Consider the following 15,366-nt stretch of genomic DNA (forward strand, 5'->3'; position numbering starts at 1 on the left):
GCGCGGGGCGCGGGCAAGAGAACGCTCCCCACCACCGGCCACTCCCGCTTCATCCCTCCGGGGAGAGCTTGATCTCTTTCACTTCTCCGAAGGTCGAGAGCACTTTCGGCAGCATGTCGCCGGAACCGACGGCGATGATCTTCAATCGGTCTGGGTGCAGATGCTTCTTCGCCGCTGCCAGCACGTCTTCCTTGGTCAGCTTGACCACTTTCTCCCGTACCTGCTGAAGAAAGTCCTTGGGCAATCCGTCGTTCTCCAGCTCCACGAGCCGGCTGACGATCGCCGAGGGGCTGCTGAACGAAAACACGAACGAATTCACATAAGCTTCTTTCGCCTCGGCCAGCTCCTGGTCCGTGACCAGTTCCGTCCGCATCCGTTCGATATTGGCGATGAACCGGCTCACCACTTCCTGCGTGGAGACCTGCTTCGTCTCCGCCCGCATGAGCCAGACGCCTTGATCATGCACGCCCGCCATCAAACGGCTGCCGACCGAGTAGGCCAGCCCGCGCTTCGTTCGCACGTCGTTGAAGAGCCGGCTCCGGAAAGAACTCCCTCCCAGGATATCGTTGGCGATGGCCAGGGCCACGTAGTCCGGATCATTTTCTCGGATCGTGAGATGACCGACCCGCATATGCGTCTGCGAGGTCTCTTTGTTGACGAACCGGATGGCCGGCGTCGCGCTCTGACTGTCCGGCACATCGGCAATCTTCAGTTCCGGTACCGTTCCCTTGGCCCAATCTCCGAACACCTCGCGCAACGCCGCCAGCATGTCCGCTTTCTGGAAATCACCGGTCACCCCCAAAATGATGCCGTTGGGATGGATCGTGCTCCGGTGAAAGGCCACGAGATCGTCACGGGTAATGCCGGTGACCGACGCGATGGATGTTTCACGGGCGGACGGATGGTCGGGGCCGTACAACAACTTCATGAACTCTCGCCCCACCACGGAGCCGGGATTGTCCTGACGGCGGCGGATGCCCTCAAGCGCCTGCAACTTCGCAATCTCGACCCGCGCCGGCTCGAAGGCCGGCTTCCGGAGCAGACCGGAAAAAATCTGGAGCCCGCGCTTCAGATCCTTCTTCAGCACATCGAGCGACGCAGCCCCGGACTCGTGCCCGATCGACACACTGACATCCCCTGCGAAGTACTCTAATTCTTCATCCACTTGTTCCGGCGTGAGCCCGCCGCCGCCGCCCGTCCGCATGAGGGCGCCCGTGAGCGCCGCGAGGCCGATCTTATCTGCCGGATCAAGCCAGGTGCCGGTTTTCATCGTGGCCGTCACTGTAATGAGCGGCAGCTCATGATCTTCGAGGAGATACACGACCATGCCGTTGTCGAGCACCACGCGATTAGGCTCCGGCGGGATAAACTCCACCGGCTTGAACGTCATGGCGCGCGGGTCGCTGAGCGTCGGCCCTCCCGCGCAAGCCGTCACAGTGAGTGACAGCATGAATACGCTGAACAGGCCGGCCACTGCGATCCCGCTCACCCTTAACCGCTTACCCTTCGCCTGCCTCATCGTGCCACCTCATTCCCTGCCGTCAGATTCTTCTCGCGCGCATGCTTGACGAGCGTGCCTACGGTTCGGTTGGACTTCGTGAAATACTGTCTGGCAACCCGCTGAATATCGGCCGGTGTGACCGCGGCGATCCGGTCGCGGGATTTCAAGACATGCCGCCAATCACCCGCCACCGTCTGAAACAGCGCCAGCTGCGATGCGAGCCCGCTGTTCGAGCGCAGGGCCCGCACGAGGTCCGCGTCGATATTGTTGACGATCTTCTGTAGTTCTTTCGCCGGCACCGGTTCGGTCTTGAGCCGTTCCAATTCCGCATAGATCGCCGTCTCCACCTCCCCCGTCGTATGAGGCGCCAGCGGCGTGGCGGTCAGGATGAAGAGATTCGGGGCGCGCACGCCGGGGTAGTTGGCATCGGACCCGACGGACCCGGCCAGCCGTTTCCCCCTGACGATGGTAGTCTGCAGACGGGACGTCAGCCCGTCGGTCAGAATTTCATCGATCACATCGAAGACATCGTCGTCCGGATGGCCCAGGCCCGGCTTGTGATACCCGATCGCCACGATCGGTTCGGCATCGAACTCGACCTCGACGCGGCGCTCGCCCCGCTGCTCCGGCTCCACCGTCACGATCTCAGGCGTGGCGCTCGCGGCCGGAATCTTTCCGAACGTCCCCTCGATCAAGGCAATGACCTCTTTCGGATTGATATCCCCCACGAGGGCGATCGTCGCGTTGTTCGGCCCATAGTAGGTTTTGAAGAAAGCCTCGGTCGCTGCCGGAGTCAGCGACAGAATGTCCGATCCCCATCCAATGGTCGGCACGCCATAGGGATGCGCCCGAAAGGCCGCCGAGGTAAAGGTTTCGAAGAGGAGTCCGTTCGGACTGTCGTCGTTGCGCAGGCGGCGTTCTTCCATCACCACGCCGCGCTCTTTGTAGAATTCGCGGAGGACCGGATTCGCCATCCGGTCGGCTTCGATGGCCGCCCAGACCGGCAACCGGTTGGCCGGGAGGCTGATCGTATAGCGGGTGAGATCTTTCCCGGTGGAGGCGTTGAGCCCCACACCGCCGTGGCGCTGATAGAGCAAGGCCATTTCGTTGCCGACCACATACTGGCCCGCTTGCGCTTGCAGGTCCGTGACCTGTTTCTGCAAGGTATCAAGCGCGGCCTGCTCCTCCGGCGTCACCGCAGCGCCCTTCTTGGCCAACTCGCGCTGCCGTTGATCGAGGAGGGTCCCCACGCGAGACAGCTCGTCGAGCGTCAGCTTCTCTTTGTCATAGTCCTTCGTCCCGACGGTCCGCGTCCCCTTGAAAGCCATATGCTCATACAGGTGAGCCAAGCCGGTCTGGCCGACCTGCTCATTCACCCCGCCCACCGCGAACGTGATGTTGACCGAGACCACCGGCGTTTGATGGCGCTCGACCATCAGCACGGTCAGGCCGTTCGCCAGTTTGTGTTCGATCACCCGGTCGGCAAGACTCGGGCCCTCTGCCACCGCTGGAACGAGGTACAGCGTCAGGCTGACGACCAGCCCGAGGCACAACGCCGTGACGCGTGACGCGTCACGTGATCCGTGAAGCAATTCAGCAATCATGTAAATATCTCCATCAGTTGTTCCGGTCGTTCGATGAACCAATCGGGCTCGCACGCCGCCATCTTCTCCCGATTCCCCATTCCATAGCCGACGGCGCAGACCCGAATACCGGCGTTGTGCCCGCCGTTGATGTCGTTGGTACTGTCGCCCACCAAAACGGCTCGCTCTTTAGGGACCTTCACCTGCTCAAGCAGATGCAACAGCATACCAGGCTCCGGTTTCAGGCCAAACCCGTTGTCTCCCCCGACGACCCAGGGGAAATGCCCCGCGCCCAACCCGTTGAGAATGACGCGCGTGTATTCGATCGATTTATTCGTCGCCACGGCTTTGTGCTTATCGGAGAAGTGCTGCAACATCGGCTCGATCCCCGGAAAGAAGACCGTGCGGTCCAGACAATGTTCGAGATAGTGCCCGCGAAAGACGGCGAGGGCCTCGTCGAAACTCACCCGGTTGCTCTCACCGACGGCCAGCCGCAGGAGTTTCTTGACCCCGTCGCCGACGAATCCGAAAATTTCTTCAAGCGGCCGTTCCGGCAGCCCCAACTCGACCAGCGTGAGGTTGACCGAATGGGCGATGTCCCACTTCGACTCGATCAACGTGCCGTCCAAATCAAAAATCAACAAATCAACCGGGGTCTTCGTCATGGTTTGACCTTTCGCAATGTCTCTCCCAGGGCCGCCAGGATGCCGCGCTTCTCGGCATCAGTTTCTTTGACCTCCGCTTCGCGCACCAGGTCGATCATCCGCTTTAACCCGATATGTGGCGGAATCACCGGCTCCACGATCCGCCACTTGCTTCGAACGGCCTTCACGCGAAACCGGACTTCTTCGGTGATCGCTTCAGGCACAAACGCCGCCGTTTCCAAATACACCGAGCCAAGAACCGTAAACGTGGCCGGAATCACCACTTCGAGCTGGTTCACCACTTCCCATTTCCGGTAATCCTCCGGCACCGTGACGTCTTGAATCACCACGACCCGCCCCCACAACGGCTCCTCCGCCCAGTCAATGTAGGGCACCAGCGTTTCGAACGACATGGCGTCCATGCGGGCGCCCTTCTTGTCGAGCGTCACATAGCGCTTCACGACGGCGGTCGGAGATTGATCGAGCGATCCACTCTGGGCAAGCGCCAGCACGGGACTGCACAGCAGGACAAGCAGAGCGATGAGTGCAGATGATCGTCGCATGTGCTGGCGTTTCTCTTGGGTGACGGGCGGGTTCAGCACAATGTTGGCTCCTCGCATGGCGCTCGTCATGCGTCCCTCATGGGCATCACGATGGAGTCGAATCTTTCTGATTTGATATCGCGATCGGATGACAACCCGCCCCGGATTCGTGCTGTGAACAATCCGCTCACATTCTAACCTACGTACTGAGTGACCGCAAAGCGATCATACCTCTCCCGCTGAAGGCGGTTTGACCTCCCCAAAATGCGCATGCTACGGTCGATCGGTCTTTAAGACGGACGAACAGGATTCTCGTCATGCCCTTCCCCCTGATCCGGCGTTTCTCACAATGCCTCGTGACCGCCCTCCTGCTCGGACTGGTGATCTGCGCTGGGCTGAACGCGGGAACCGGCCTGGCAGACCCTCTCATTCAATCACCGCCAGCGGTGACGCAGGATCACGATGCCGTCTCAATGGCGCCTCTCAAAGCGCAGGACCTGCTCAAGCGTTTGCAGGAACGGGACGGAGCCCCGCTGCCCGGATATATCGGCGGGCGGGAATTTCAGAATCGAGAGCGCCGGTTGCCGCGCGGCCGCTATCGCGAGTATGACGTGAACCCCAAGATCCGGGGTCGGTCGCGTGATGCGGAACGGCTGGTGATCGAACAGCGCACCGGCAAAGCCTACTATACAGGCGATCATTACCGAACCTTTACACCGCTCAACTAGGACACTGATCATTCCATGACACCACCACGCACCTTGATGAGTTATCTCCAGACTCCGAAAGCCCCCTGGTCGTCCTTGCTCGTCCTTCCTGCCGGGACGACGGCCACCGCTTTGGTCAAAGCCCCGACCGGATTCGCCCTGCGCGTAGTCCACGGCAAAAAATGCTCGACCCCGGCCGGCCTGTTCACGGAATTCGCTCGCGTCTTAGGGTTCCCCGACTATTTCGGTCACAACTGGGACGCGATGGAAGAATGTCTCGCGGATTTGGAATGGCTGCCGGCCAAGGGCTATGTGCTGCTCCTCACCGATGCACAAGCCGTCTTGGCCGACGACGAGGACGAGTACGAAACGCTGCTCGAGATTCTGAGCGATGCCGGGGAAGCCTGGAGCAAAGGCCAGGCCGGCGGAGGGTCCAAGGCGATTGCCTTTCATGCCCTCTTTGCAGTAACACACCAGGAAGCACCTAGGAGAAAACATTGGGGGATTGAGCCGGCGCCAATGCCGGACCTCTCCCCCCCGACGAAAGGACGATCGCCTCGTCCCGCAAAGAATGGGAGGACACCGCAATGAGTCTCATGGATCAATTAGGGCAAGCGGTCGGCGGCATGCTCGGCGGAAGCAGCAACCAGAACCCTTTGATGCAGGCTTTGACCGGCTTGCTCGGCCAAAATGGCTCGGTGGGAGGGCTCGCTGGACTGGTCCAAACCCTCCAAAAGAACGGCCTGGGCGAGATCGTGAACTCCTGGGTGGGTACCGGCAAGAATCTTCCTGTGACCCCCCAGCAGATTCAACAGGGCCTCGGCGGCGACCTGCTCAAACAACTGGCGACCAAAGCCGGGATCTCGACCGAGGCCGCCGGCACGCAACTCGCCGGCTTGTTGCCAGATCTCGTCGACAAGCTGACACCGACCGGAAAGATTGAAGCCGGCGGACTCGATCAATTACTGAAGATGTTTCAGGGAAAATAGTACCCGTGCAGGAAACGTAAGGCTGGGGAACCTATAGCCCGGCTTTCCGCGAGAGATTCCGCAGTTCGCCCCAGAGGTGGGCTGCGGAACGCACGACATACCCGCCGACTTCTTGGGTCGTTGATCCCTGAGTGCCGTTAACCTGACCGAAGCGTGACTCCATCCACCCGGCACGAACCTGGATCCGATGTGACGGACAAATCCCATGGGTCTCCCGCCGATCCTCAAAAGGAGCTTTTTCTCCAAAGACTCCGGCTAATCCTTCATGCCGGCACCACGAACACACCACCGTCATGGTCACTCCTCACTTTTCTGATACACCGCTACGCAACACGAACAGCAAAAGTTGGGCCGGAATATCCCGCGCCGTTACCCACTCAATTCCCAGTGATTCGCCCCACTCTTGGTATGACCGAACTGGGCCAATCGTATCTAAATCGATAGGGCCGTATCTCATGAGACACTTTTTGCCCCTCAATGAGGCAACGAACGGCAGCTCCGCTTCTCTAATCCGGCTTTCTTGACCCGTGCAGAGGAGCATGTTAGGGTGCGCCCCCGTCATGAAAACGACTCGATCAGCCCAACTCTTTGCCGCAGCCCAACTGCTCATTCCCGGTGGGGTCAATAGCCCTGTCCGAGCGTTCCGCTCTGTCGGGGGTCAGCCCCGGTTCATCAAGCGCGCCAAAGGAGCCAAGCTCTACGACGTCGACGGCAACACCTATCTCGACTATGTCCTCTCCTGGGGCCCCATGATCCTGGGGCATGCCGCTCCGGCGGTCATCCGGGCTATTAAGAAAGCCGCCGACAACGGCACCAGCTATGGCGCACCCACGGAATTGGAAGTCACCCTTGCCCGCATGATCCGCGACGCCTTCCCGTCCATGGAGAAAGTGCGTCTGGTCAGTTCCGGAACTGAAGCCGTCATGAGCGCCATTCGCGTGGCCCGGGGCTTCACCAAGCGGGACAGCATCCTGAAATTCGAGGGCTGCTACCACGGACACAGCGACTACTTACTCGCCAAAGCCGGTTCTGGTCTGGCCACCTTGGGCATCCCCGATTCACCCGGCGTCCCGGCCGACTTTGCCAAGCACACCCTGACGGCCCCTTATAACGACATCGACACGGTGCGACGAATGGTGGCCGAACATCGCAAAGACCTGGCCTGCATTATTCTGGAGCCGATCGCAGGCAATATGGGCGTCGTGCCCCCGGCCCCGGAATTTCTCTCCGCTCTTCGCCGGCTGACGGCAGAGAATGACATTCTTCTCGTCTTTGACGAAGTGATTTCAGGATTTCGCGTGAACTACGGAGGCGCGCAGGCGCTCTATGGCATTACGCCGGATCTCACCATCCTCGGGAAAATCATCGGCGGGGGGCTGCCGGTCGGCGCCTACGGCGGGCGGAAAGACATCATGGATCTGATCGCGCCATCCGGGCCGGTCTATCAGGCAGGAACCTTGTCGGGAAATCCGTTGGCCGTCTCGGCGGGGATCGAAACGCTGAAACAGCTCAAGAAGAAGGGTGTCTACAAGAAGCTTGAGGCGCAATCCGCGGCCCTGGCGAACGGCATCGGCGAAGCGGCGAAGAAAGCGGGCGTGCCGCTCATCCAAACCCGCGTGGGCTCCATGCTCACCGCATTCTTTACTTCCACGCCTGTCAGTGATTGGAATACCGTGAAACAGGCGGATACAGCGCGCTACGGCAAGTACTTTCACAAGATGCTGGACCAGGGCATCTATCTGGCTCCGTCGCAATTCGAAGCCGCGTTCCTCTCCACCGCTCACACCTCAGCCGACATCGACAAAACCATCCGCGCCGCGCATTCCGCCTTCAAGAGCTTATAGTGCGTCTCCCGTGAAGTGTCGTTCGTATCTCACGGGATACAGACGGAGTCCATTCGATACAGCTACGGCCTTGCGGGTCGATCAAAACGATCGTCCGGCAAGGCCGTAGCGAGTGAAAAACTCAGGCGTACTTCCTAGTACGTTGAAGTCTTGAGCGACGTGAGAACGCCGCCCGCGATTGTTTTCATCGACCGCCTATTCGTCGTCCTCGTCCTCCATATCCAAGACTTCCTGCCGCTTTTGCTCTTCCATCGCGTTATGCAGGAGCATCCGGATAAACATCGAATAGAGCGAGCCTTTTTCCAAGGTCCCTCCTGGAGGAATGGCGATTTTGTTTTCCTTAATCATGCGATCCAACCAGATTTTTTGATCAGGCGCGATCAAGATTGGAATCTCGATCAGCCCCACCCGTCCCATCATATCCATCGTAAAACCTCCGTGATTCGTGGTTCGTGAAACATCGGCATTCCAGCACGCCGTTTTGATCGTTGTCAACCGAGTGGCTCATGGCACGCACCCTGCTTAGCACTGAGACATGCGGCTCAAACGAACATCCAGCATGACGCTCTGTGTTCTCACCGTGGCAACCTGTTGGTTAAACTCGGTCCAAGCCTCCCGACTCACTACGTCCAGTGGAGAATCAACGGTTCAGAAAAACTGTGACCTCTGCTGGTCGCCCTCGATCAACGAGTCATCTCCTCCTTCGACGCTGCAGCCGCATCGCCCACACCGTCCGTCAGGGAGCCGACCCCATCGATTGCCTAAGGGCCGGTACAAAATCGCGCCGTACAGGAAACAGGCGCAGTCCTCGGCGTTGGGCCGGATCTCCGGAAGAAGAATTCCCACCAGCCAACCCATCCACACCGTCGACGGCGATACATTGCGCGTGGGCTCTGAACGCATCAGACTACGCGGCATCGACACGCCGGAACTGAACGAGCCACGCGGACCAGAAGCCCGACAGCGGCTGGAGCAACTTCTCAAAGAAGGACCGATCCGTATCGTGCCCCATGGCCAGGATGTCTACGGCCGTACCGTCGCCGATGTATTTGTGAATGGAAAAAACGTAGCGGAGGTGCTGAAACAGGAAGGGTTCGAAAAGCCACAGTCCTAATTGAGTTCTCCCCCGCAAGAAATCACTTGGCCTCAGGTCCCAATCCTGCCAGGATGCCGTTGAGGTCTTTCCCGGCACCCGATGCAAAGGCATCTGGTCCTGAACCGATCTATCGATCGATAGGTCGCACACCTATCCACCCGTTCATAAGGAGATCGGCATGCTTCCACTGAAACCTCTCGATGAAACCGTTCCGATTTTTCTCCAACTCAATGCCGATGCGTCACCGGTTGTGCTCGTGAATGTATTTACCGTTGCAGAGTCCGATATCCCTGCATTGCTGAAAGCCTGGGCCGATGACGCCACCTGGATGAAACAACAGCCGGGCTATATCTCCACTCAGCTACATCGCGGGATTGCGGGAAGCACCGTTTTCATGAATTACGCCGTATGGGAATCGGTGGCCCATTTTCGAGCGGCCTTCAGCCATCCCGACTTCAAACAAGCCTTAGAACGCTACCCTTCATCTGCCGTAGCCTCACCACACTTGTTCACACGCCTCACAGTCCCAAATCTGTGCGTCGGTCCCTAACAACACCGCGCAGTCGACCGGTACAGGAGCGGCCGCCAGTGACGATAGCATCTCAGGATGATCGGGGTACTGAAACCAAGGGAAACACCGTGAGTGATGCCCGGATTCTTGCGCTCGTCCGTGGCGTTCACTCGGCGGTCTACATCTTGATGGTCGCTGCGATCTTTCTTCTGCTCTATGCCGCTGCCACGGGATACGTCGGCCCCTGGCTGTGGGGTGCGCTAGGGCTCCTCGCTATTGAAGCAGCCGTCTTCGCGGGCAACGGGCTAAAGTGTCCGTTGACCGCGCTGGCCGTCCGCTATGGCGCTACAACCGGCTATGCCTTCGATACGATCCTGACGGAACGCACGATACGACTCACGTTCAGGTTTTTCAGTAGCCTAATGGTGCTTGGGCTGGTGCTATTGGCGCTACGCTGGGCCGGCGTCCTCGGATAACAGCTGGCGACGATGTGAGGCAGTGGGAACGAGCACAGCTCAGCGGCCAGGGCATCGAGTGCACGGCATGAGATACATCCGGGGCAGGAAAGAGGAGAGTTACGGCTTCTTCTTGTTCTTCTCCGACGGGTTTTCTGAGAACAGCAGCCAGCCGAGGACGATAAATCCGATCGCAACGCCGGTGACGGCGAGCCAGGTTCCGAGCTTATCCATTCAATGACTCCTTATCGGCTCCGGACTGTAGTACGGCGACGACCGCCTTGTCGAGACGTTTCACCTTGCCGTTGCCATCTGTCGAGGCCAGTCGAGCAGACCCCTCCACGATCACCCGTCCGCTCGCCTTTTCTTTCACCACATGCGCGAAAGTCATGGAGGCGGCGCTCAGATCGGACACCACCGTATCGATGAGCAGCGTGTCGCCGTACCGTGCGGGAGACCGATAGTCCAGCTCCGCGCGCACGACCACAAACACCGTCCCCTGGTTCATTAGCCCGGAGACCGATAGCCCCCGCGCTTCAAGATAGTGCGTCCGCGCCCTCTCAAAATACTTGAGGTAGTTGGCGTAGTAGACCACTCCGCCGCAGTCTGTATCCTCATAGTAGATTCGAATTTCCATTGAAATGAAGTGCCCGGAGCGCTTCTCGAACGAACGAGAGATTAGTCGCTCTACCAAATCCTCGTCTTCTTGCTGTTCTCCGGTTCGGCCCTGATAACAGTCCAGTATTCCTCGCGAACATCTTCGTCTATTTCAATGGGTAGTCTTTCACCATACAGCCTATCCTGACCGTTTTTCTTCGGGCCAGAAATCCAATACTCCTCACCAGTCTCTTCATCGAAGTAGTTGGCCTTAAAGCCATTACCCTTTAACGTCTTGAATGTCTTTCCGTTGTAATAGATAGACTGACCCGTCTTTGAAAATGTGACGCGACCAATCCTAGCATCACCAACCAATCCCCCCGCTTTGCATTCTATGAACATGATCCGGCTTTTCATTCCCTAGCCTCACAGGACTAACACCGGGAACTTCGGCAACGATGACTCTGTCACCCCGGTCAGCTTCACCACAACATCGTACAGCTGCTGCACACGCTCCGATTTGACCGGCTCAAAACCGTGGCCGAGCACGCCATGATTCGCCGCATCGAGCAGCGGCTTCATGGTCGGCCATTCACGCAGGAAGGCCTGGCCGAGTGGATCGTCCAGCGCCGCCAGTACGCGGAACTGGCCTTGTAACGGGGCTTTGTACTTGCCGTCGACGTCGTCTAACCAAGCCCTCCGGCAGGTTTCCTGAATGGCCTGCGGGAGCTGCTCCGGCGGCACATCCCAGGTCTTGATCTGATACTGCTTGAACAACTGCCGCTGGGCGAACGATTCGAGGGCGCGCATCAGGACGATCATCGCCGACTCCGGATCGTGGCCGGCACGCTGCCGTCGCCCGGCATGGGCGAGCAAATCAAGGGCGAGGGAGTCTTTGACGGCCGCGGGATCGAGCACCAGCTTTTCGAGGAACGTCGCGTTGGCCTTGATGGACGGAAGCACCGTCTTCAATCCCGGTGGCCCGCCCCACAACGAGGCCATCTCCAGCGCTTTCGCCGCAGTCTTCAGTTTGTCCCACGCCTGCCGGTAGTGCAATCGCTCCCAGAACTCATAGCCCTCGGCGAGATCGGCGAAAGCACGATACGTCGGCTTCTGCCCGCCGCTCACCCTGGTCTCGATCTCACGAAACCGTCTGATCGCAGCCGAGTACATCCCGCGATTGAACAGCTCGGCGGCCTCATGACGTGAAACCAGCGCCATATCATCCCAAAGATTGCCCTGTGCCCAGCGCATCGGCCGGCTCCCCACCATAATCGGCTCGCTCTCCTGCCCCTCAATCCATGGCAGCAGCGCAACGGTCCGGGAACTCGTCGGCAAGGTCACCAGCGTCAATGCGCCCGCCATCGCCGGGGTCGCCCCGGTGAGATCGAGCACCAGATCGCCGGAGTGCACATCCCAGGTTGTCAGCAGGTCCGGCAACACACCAGCCAGCGCATGATGACAGGCTGCGACATCGACCGTATCGGCCAGCGTGACCCAATCCCATCGCCTGGGCATGTGCTCGATATGGGGTTGCACGGCCGACTCCACCAGGTCCTTCGCGGACTCCGGCAGCACGAAACAGAGCGCCTCAGGCTGGAGGCGATTGATGAGAGAGACCGCCGCCGCCGCATCGTCGGTAAACGCGACCACCAGTGCTTTGGTTGGTTGTTCGTGCGCCATTGCGCGCGGACTATAACATCGGCCAGAGAGGCGATCAATTCTCGGCCGGGTAATATGCGTTCTGCTTGACGGTCTCCGGAAACCGGCTTAGACTTTCCTCCATTGCGCAGGCCTCTTTCCTCGCTCACCGCCCACGCTGAGGTTTTACAATGATCTGGTGGTACTGGCTCTTGCTTGGGTTGCTCCTGTTGGGCGCCGAGATGATGACCCCCGGGGGATTCTACATTCTCTTTTTCGGCCTCGCCGCCCTGGTGGTCGGAGCGATCGCGTGGCTGGAACTCGTCCCGGGAGAATCCGCCCAATGGCTGCTCTTCTCCGGCATGGCCGTCGCATTCCTGTTGTTGTTTCGCGGCCCCTTGCTGGCCCGCATCAATGCCTCGGAAGTGAAACATCCCGACGTTGATTCGATGACGGGCGAAATCGCCATTCCCGTAGACACGCTGGCCGCCGGAGCCGTCGGAAAAGTCGAACTCCGAGGCACCACCTGGTCGGCCAGAAACACCGGCCCCAACCCATTGGCGAAGGGGCAGCGGAGCAAAGTCACCGGCATGGACGGCCTCACATTGCTGATCACGGGCGAATAGCGGAGACCTATCACGTGGAGACTACATTATGGATGGTGGTATGAGCGGCGGATTTCTCGTCACACTCTTATTGGCCCTGTTCGTCCTCTATGTCATCTCAAAGTTGGCCGTCGTCGTCCCGCAACAAAGCGCCTATGTCGTCGAGCGTCTCGGCAAATATTCGGCGACGCTGGACGCCGGGTTTCACATCCTGCTCCCCTTTGTCGATAACATCCGTTACAAGCACTCGCTCAAAGAAACAGCCATCGATATTCCCGAGCAGGTTTGCATCACCCGCGACAACGTGCAGGTGTCGGTCGACGGCATCCTGTACCTCAAAGTGCTGCATCCGCAGCGCGCGTCCTATGGCATCAGCGACTATGGATTCGCCTTGATCCAGCTGGCCCAAACGACCTTGCGAAGCGAGATCGGGAAGATCGAACTTGATCGGACCTTTGAAGAACGGACCAATATCAATATCCAGGTCGTGAATGAGCTCGACAAGGCCTCGGACCCCTGGGGCGTCAAAGTCCTGCGCTATGAGATCAAGAACATCACGCCGCCCAAGGACGTGCTCAATGCGATGGAAAAGCAGATGCGGGCGGAGCGGGAAAAGCGCGCCGTGATTCTCACGTCAGAAGGCGAGCGCGACGCCGCGATCAACCAGGCCGAGGGCGAGAAGCAGCAAGTGATCAAGGCCTCGGAAGCGAAGAAACAGCAACAGATCAATGAAGCCGAAGGCGCCGCCTCAGCCATCCTCGCGATCGCCCAAGCGACCGCCGAAGGACTCCGGAAGGTGGCCGAGACCATTCAAGTGCCCGGCGGACAGGAAGCGGTCCAGCTGCGCGTAGCAGAACAGTACATCACGAAATTCGGTGAGCTGGCCAGGACCAATAACACGCTCATTCTCCCGGCCACCGTCTCCGACGTCGGCTCCATGATCGCGCTGGCCATGAGCGCCATCAAGCAGGGTTCGCCGACCCCGCCACCGAAGGCCTAGCGTCCGAGCAGCCGCGTTTGACAGTCTCACCGCGCTTGCCTAGAATCGCGGACTAATGAAAGATTTTGTCCTCAAGGCCTTCTCCGACAGCGCGGCCGTCAAACAACAATTTGCGCGCGACCACGCCGACCGCATCGCCCAAGTCGCCGCACTGCTGGTGACCGCGTTCCGCGAAGGACACAAAGTCCTGCTGTTCGGCAATGGTGGCAGCGCCACGGACGCCGCGCATATCGCAGCGGAGTTTGTCGGCCGCTATAAGCGCGAGCGCAAGCCGTTGCCGGCCATCGCCCTCGCGACCGACATCGCCGCCATCACCTGCATCGCCAACGACTACGGGTTCGACGAACTCTTCGCCCGGCAGGTACGAGCTCACGGCCAGAAAGGCGATATCGCCATCGGCATCAGCACCAGCGGCAATTCGCCGAATGTACTCAAAGGGATCGAGGCCGCGCGCGAATGCGGCCTGATCACTATCGCTTGGACCGGCGGCACCGGCGGGAAACTCGCCGGCCTCGTCGATCATCCTTTCGTCGTACCCTCCACCGTCACGGCGCGCATCCAGGAAAGCCATATCACGCTCGGCCATGTCCTGTGCGAACTCGTAGAGGAAACACTCCTTGGCACAGCGTCCTAACCGGACTCCCCCGCAACGTCCCGCGCGTCCGTTGATTCCTCCGATCGATGTGTCGGATCTGACGACGTATCCGTTGAAAAAACGTCATAGCAAAGTGCGGGTAGCCGACTTTGCCCGGCCGTGGACACGCGGAGGGTCGTTCGAGCAGTTTTTCGCATCGCTGCCCGATCTGCTTGCCGTCAAGACATTGCGCGCCGTGGCGACCGCCATCGCGACAGCCCATCGCCAGAAGCGGCCGGTCATCGTCGGTATCGGCGCCCATGTGATCAAGGTGGGCCTCGCGCCGCTGCTCGTCGATCTGATGGAACGCGGCATCGTCACCGCTGTGGCCATGAACGGAGCCGGCATCATCCACGACTTCGAGCTGGCGCTCATGGGGCACACCTCGGAAGAAGTGGACGCCGAGATCGACGAAGGCCGCTTCGGCATGGCCGAAGACACCGGCCGCATCTTGAACGAGGCCATCACGCTCGGCGCACAACACGGTCAGGGGCTCGGAGAGGCCGTCGGACACTACATCAATCGCTATCAAGGCCAGTTTCCCAACCGCGCGACGAGCATTCTCGCCACCGGCGCAAAGCTCGGCATTCCCGTCACCGTGCACGTCGCGATCGGAACGGATATCATCCATATGCACCCTGCCGCCGATGGCGCCGCCATCGGAGCCACGTCTCTGCTGGATTTTCGACGGCTGGCCGCCGTGGTCGCCGGCATGGAAGGCGGGGTCTATCTGAATGTGGGATCGGCCGTCATTCTGCCCGAAGTGTTTTTGAAAACGGTGTCGCTCGGGCGTAATCTCGGCCATCCTCTCGCCAAGATCACCACAGTGAACATGGATTTCCTCTCGCACTATCGGCCGCTGACGAATGTGGTGAGACGCCCGACCCAAAAAGGCGGGAAGGGCTATACCCTGACCGGGCATCATGAGATTATGTTGCCGCTCCTGGCCGCAGCGGTACTCGAGCAGATCCGCTAACGTCGATTGCCGCCTCTGAGTCGCTATGCTCCCGGCAAGAC

Annotated in this window: 20 protein-coding genes; 11 read left to right on the forward strand and 9 right to left on the reverse strand. The window is 59.6% G+C overall.

What is annotated here, in order from left to right:
- Nucleotides 1-49: 49 nt before the first annotated feature.
- The 4 genes from Q8N04_17690 to Q8N04_17705 are packed head-to-tail and all read right to left on the reverse strand — an operon-like array spanning nt 50 to nt 4,360.
- Nucleotides 50-1,519: a pitrilysin family protein gene (locus tag Q8N04_17690; protein ID MDP3092510.1), complete on the reverse strand. Its 1,470-nt coding sequence runs from the start codon at nt 1,517-1,519 to the stop codon at nt 50-52.
- Complete coding sequence (locus Q8N04_17695; GenBank protein ID MDP3092511.1) at nt 1,516-3,105, reverse strand: pitrilysin family protein; 1,590 nt, start codon at nt 3,103-3,105, stop codon at nt 1,516-1,518. The genes Q8N04_17690 and Q8N04_17695 overlap by 4 nt, the downstream gene beginning before the upstream one ends.
- Nucleotides 3,102-3,749, reverse strand: a complete 648-nt coding sequence (locus Q8N04_17700; protein ID MDP3092512.1) for an HAD-IA family hydrolase — start codon at nt 3,747-3,749, stop codon at nt 3,102-3,104. The genes Q8N04_17695 and Q8N04_17700 overlap by 4 nt, the downstream gene beginning before the upstream one ends.
- Nucleotides 3,746-4,360, reverse strand: a complete 615-nt coding sequence (locus Q8N04_17705) for a hypothetical protein (GenBank protein ID MDP3092513.1) — start codon at nt 4,358-4,360, stop codon at nt 3,746-3,748. Before Q8N04_17705 ends, Q8N04_17700 begins: the two co-directional genes overlap by 4 nt.
- A gap of 227 nt (nt 4,361-4,587) precedes the next feature.
- Between Q8N04_17705 and Q8N04_17710 the strand changes: the two genes are divergently transcribed.
- From Q8N04_17710 to Q8N04_17720, 3 genes are read left to right on the forward strand one after another with little or no spacing between them, the layout of a single operon-like run.
- Nucleotides 4,588-4,998 (forward strand): ribonuclease domain-containing protein, encoded by a 411-nt coding sequence (locus Q8N04_17710; GenBank protein MDP3092514.1) that lies wholly within the window; start codon nt 4,588-4,590, stop codon nt 4,996-4,998.
- A 15-nt stretch (nt 4,999-5,013) separates the two neighbouring features.
- The gene (locus Q8N04_17715) at nt 5,014-5,568 is read left to right on the forward strand and encodes a barstar family protein (GenBank protein MDP3092515.1); all 555 of its coding nucleotides are present in this window, start codon (nt 5,014-5,016) and stop codon (nt 5,566-5,568) included.
- A 5-nt stretch (nt 5,569-5,573) separates the two neighbouring features.
- Entirely contained in the window at nt 5,574-5,966 is a 393-nt protein-coding gene (locus Q8N04_17720) for a YidB family protein (GenBank protein MDP3092516.1), read from the forward strand.
- Nucleotides 5,967-5,997: 31 nt separating this feature from the next.
- Here Q8N04_17720 and Q8N04_17725 read toward each other — a convergent pair whose 3' ends face one another.
- Nucleotides 5,998-6,261 (reverse strand): hypothetical protein, encoded by a 264-nt coding sequence (locus Q8N04_17725; protein ID MDP3092517.1) that lies wholly within the window; start codon nt 6,259-6,261, stop codon nt 5,998-6,000.
- Between the two features lie 265 nt (nt 6,262-6,526).
- Between Q8N04_17725 and hemL the strand changes: the two genes are divergently transcribed.
- Nucleotides 6,527-7,810, forward strand: a complete 1,284-nt coding sequence (gene hemL, locus Q8N04_17730) for a glutamate-1-semialdehyde 2,1-aminomutase (GenBank protein ID MDP3092518.1) — start codon at nt 6,527-6,529, stop codon at nt 7,808-7,810.
- Between the two features lie 195 nt (nt 7,811-8,005).
- Here hemL and Q8N04_17735 read toward each other — a convergent pair whose 3' ends face one another.
- Nucleotides 8,006-8,236 carry a hypothetical protein gene (locus Q8N04_17735; protein ID MDP3092519.1) on the reverse strand — a complete coding sequence of 77 codons (231 nt, stop codon included), beginning with the start codon at nt 8,234-8,236 and terminating at the stop codon, nt 8,006-8,008.
- Between the two features lie 331 nt (nt 8,237-8,567).
- Between Q8N04_17735 and Q8N04_17740 the strand changes: the two genes are divergently transcribed.
- The 3 genes from Q8N04_17740 (at nt 8,568) to Q8N04_17750 (ending at nt 9,893) form a co-directional block, all read left to right on the forward strand.
- Nucleotides 8,568-8,924, forward strand: a complete 357-nt coding sequence (locus Q8N04_17740; protein MDP3092520.1) for a thermonuclease family protein — start codon at nt 8,568-8,570, stop codon at nt 8,922-8,924.
- Between the two features lie 160 nt (nt 8,925-9,084).
- The gene (locus Q8N04_17745) at nt 9,085-9,456 is read left to right on the forward strand and encodes an antibiotic biosynthesis monooxygenase family protein (GenBank protein MDP3092521.1); all 372 of its coding nucleotides are present in this window, start codon (nt 9,085-9,087) and stop codon (nt 9,454-9,456) included.
- Nucleotides 9,457-9,494: 38 nt separating this feature from the next.
- Nucleotides 9,495-9,893: a hypothetical protein gene (locus tag Q8N04_17750; protein ID MDP3092522.1), complete on the forward strand. Its 399-nt coding sequence runs from the start codon at nt 9,495-9,497 to the stop codon at nt 9,891-9,893.
- A gap of 205 nt (nt 9,894-10,098) precedes the next feature.
- Here the strand turns inward: Q8N04_17750 and Q8N04_17755 are convergent, their stop codons facing one another.
- The 3 genes from Q8N04_17755 to Q8N04_17765 are packed head-to-tail and all read right to left on the reverse strand — an operon-like array spanning nt 10,099 to nt 12,152.
- Nucleotides 10,099-10,566: a YbgC/FadM family acyl-CoA thioesterase gene (locus Q8N04_17755; GenBank protein MDP3092523.1), complete on the reverse strand. Its 468-nt coding sequence runs from the start codon at nt 10,564-10,566 to the stop codon at nt 10,099-10,101.
- On the reverse strand, nt 10,560-10,886 hold the full coding sequence (locus Q8N04_17760) for a hypothetical protein (protein MDP3092524.1): 327 nt from the start codon (nt 10,884-10,886) through the stop codon (nt 10,560-10,562). The genes Q8N04_17755 and Q8N04_17760 overlap by 7 nt, the downstream gene beginning before the upstream one ends.
- A 9-nt stretch (nt 10,887-10,895) precedes the next feature.
- Complete coding sequence (locus Q8N04_17765; protein ID MDP3092525.1) at nt 10,896-12,152, reverse strand: TIGR02710 family CRISPR-associated CARF protein; 1,257 nt, start codon at nt 12,150-12,152, stop codon at nt 10,896-10,898.
- A gap of 149 nt (nt 12,153-12,301) precedes the next feature.
- Here Q8N04_17765 and Q8N04_17770 point away from each other — a divergent pair, with 149 nt between their 5' ends.
- Genes Q8N04_17770 through Q8N04_17785 form a run of 4 tightly spaced genes read left to right on the forward strand, consistent with a single transcriptional unit; the run spans nt 12,302 to nt 15,325 of the window.
- The gene (locus Q8N04_17770) at nt 12,302-12,736 is read left to right on the forward strand and encodes an NfeD family protein (GenBank protein ID MDP3092526.1); all 435 of its coding nucleotides are present in this window, start codon (nt 12,302-12,304) and stop codon (nt 12,734-12,736) included.
- 28 nt (nt 12,737-12,764) lie between these two features.
- Complete coding sequence (locus tag Q8N04_17775; protein MDP3092527.1) at nt 12,765-13,715, forward strand: stomatin-like protein; 951 nt, start codon at nt 12,765-12,767, stop codon at nt 13,713-13,715.
- A 55-nt stretch (nt 13,716-13,770) separates the two neighbouring features.
- On the forward strand, nt 13,771-14,349 hold the full coding sequence (locus Q8N04_17780) for a D-sedoheptulose 7-phosphate isomerase (protein ID MDP3092528.1): 579 nt from the start codon (nt 13,771-13,773) through the stop codon (nt 14,347-14,349).
- On the forward strand, nt 14,333-15,325 hold the full coding sequence (locus tag Q8N04_17785) for a hypothetical protein (protein MDP3092529.1): 993 nt from the start codon (nt 14,333-14,335) through the stop codon (nt 15,323-15,325). The genes Q8N04_17780 and Q8N04_17785 overlap by 17 nt, the downstream gene beginning before the upstream one ends.
- The last annotated feature ends 41 nt before the right edge of the window (nt 15,326-15,366 follow it).

The sequence above is a fragment of the Nitrospira sp. genome (assembly GCA_030692565.1).
Lineage (GTDB): Bacteria > Nitrospirota > Nitrospiria > Nitrospirales > Nitrospiraceae > Nitrospira_D.

Coding starts and splice junctions, on each gene's coding strand:
- Q8N04_17690 (MDP3092510.1), bottom strand. CDS start 1,519: ATGAGGCAGGCGAAGGGTAAGCGGTTAAGGGTGAGCGGGATCGCAGTG.
- Q8N04_17695 (MDP3092511.1), bottom strand. CDS start 3,105: ATGATTGCTGAATTGCTTCACGGATCACGTGACGCGTCACGCGTCACG.
- Q8N04_17700 (MDP3092512.1), bottom strand. CDS start 3,749: ATGACGAAGACCCCGGTTGATTTGTTGATTTTTGATTTGGACGGCACG.
- Q8N04_17705 (MDP3092513.1), bottom strand. CDS start 4,360: ATGACGAGCGCCATGCGAGGAGCCAACATTGTGCTGAACCCGCCCGTC.
- Q8N04_17710 (MDP3092514.1), top strand. CDS start 4,588: ATGCCCTTCCCCCTGATCCGGCGTTTCTCACAATGCCTCGTGACCGCC.
- Q8N04_17715 (MDP3092515.1), top strand. CDS start 5,014: ATGACACCACCACGCACCTTGATGAGTTATCTCCAGACTCCGAAAGCC.
- Q8N04_17720 (MDP3092516.1), top strand. CDS start 5,574: ATGGATCAATTAGGGCAAGCGGTCGGCGGCATGCTCGGCGGAAGCAGC.
- Q8N04_17725 (MDP3092517.1), bottom strand. CDS start 6,261: ATGACGGTGGTGTGTTCGTGGTGCCGGCATGAAGGATTAGCCGGAGTC.
- hemL (MDP3092518.1), top strand. CDS start 6,527: ATGAAAACGACTCGATCAGCCCAACTCTTTGCCGCAGCCCAACTGCTC.
- Q8N04_17735 (MDP3092519.1), bottom strand. CDS start 8,236: ATGGATATGATGGGACGGGTGGGGCTGATCGAGATTCCAATCTTGATC.
- Q8N04_17745 (MDP3092521.1), top strand. CDS start 9,085: ATGCTTCCACTGAAACCTCTCGATGAAACCGTTCCGATTTTTCTCCAA.
- Q8N04_17760 (MDP3092524.1), bottom strand. CDS start 10,886: ATGAAAAGCCGGATCATGTTCATAGAATGCAAAGCGGGGGGATTGGTT.
- Q8N04_17765 (MDP3092525.1), bottom strand. CDS start 12,152: ATGGCGCACGAACAACCAACCAAAGCACTGGTGGTCGCGTTTACCGAC.
- Q8N04_17770 (MDP3092526.1), top strand. CDS start 12,302: ATGATCTGGTGGTACTGGCTCTTGCTTGGGTTGCTCCTGTTGGGCGCC.
- Q8N04_17775 (MDP3092527.1), top strand. CDS start 12,765: ATGGATGGTGGTATGAGCGGCGGATTTCTCGTCACACTCTTATTGGCC.
- Q8N04_17780 (MDP3092528.1), top strand. CDS start 13,771: ATGAAAGATTTTGTCCTCAAGGCCTTCTCCGACAGCGCGGCCGTCAAA.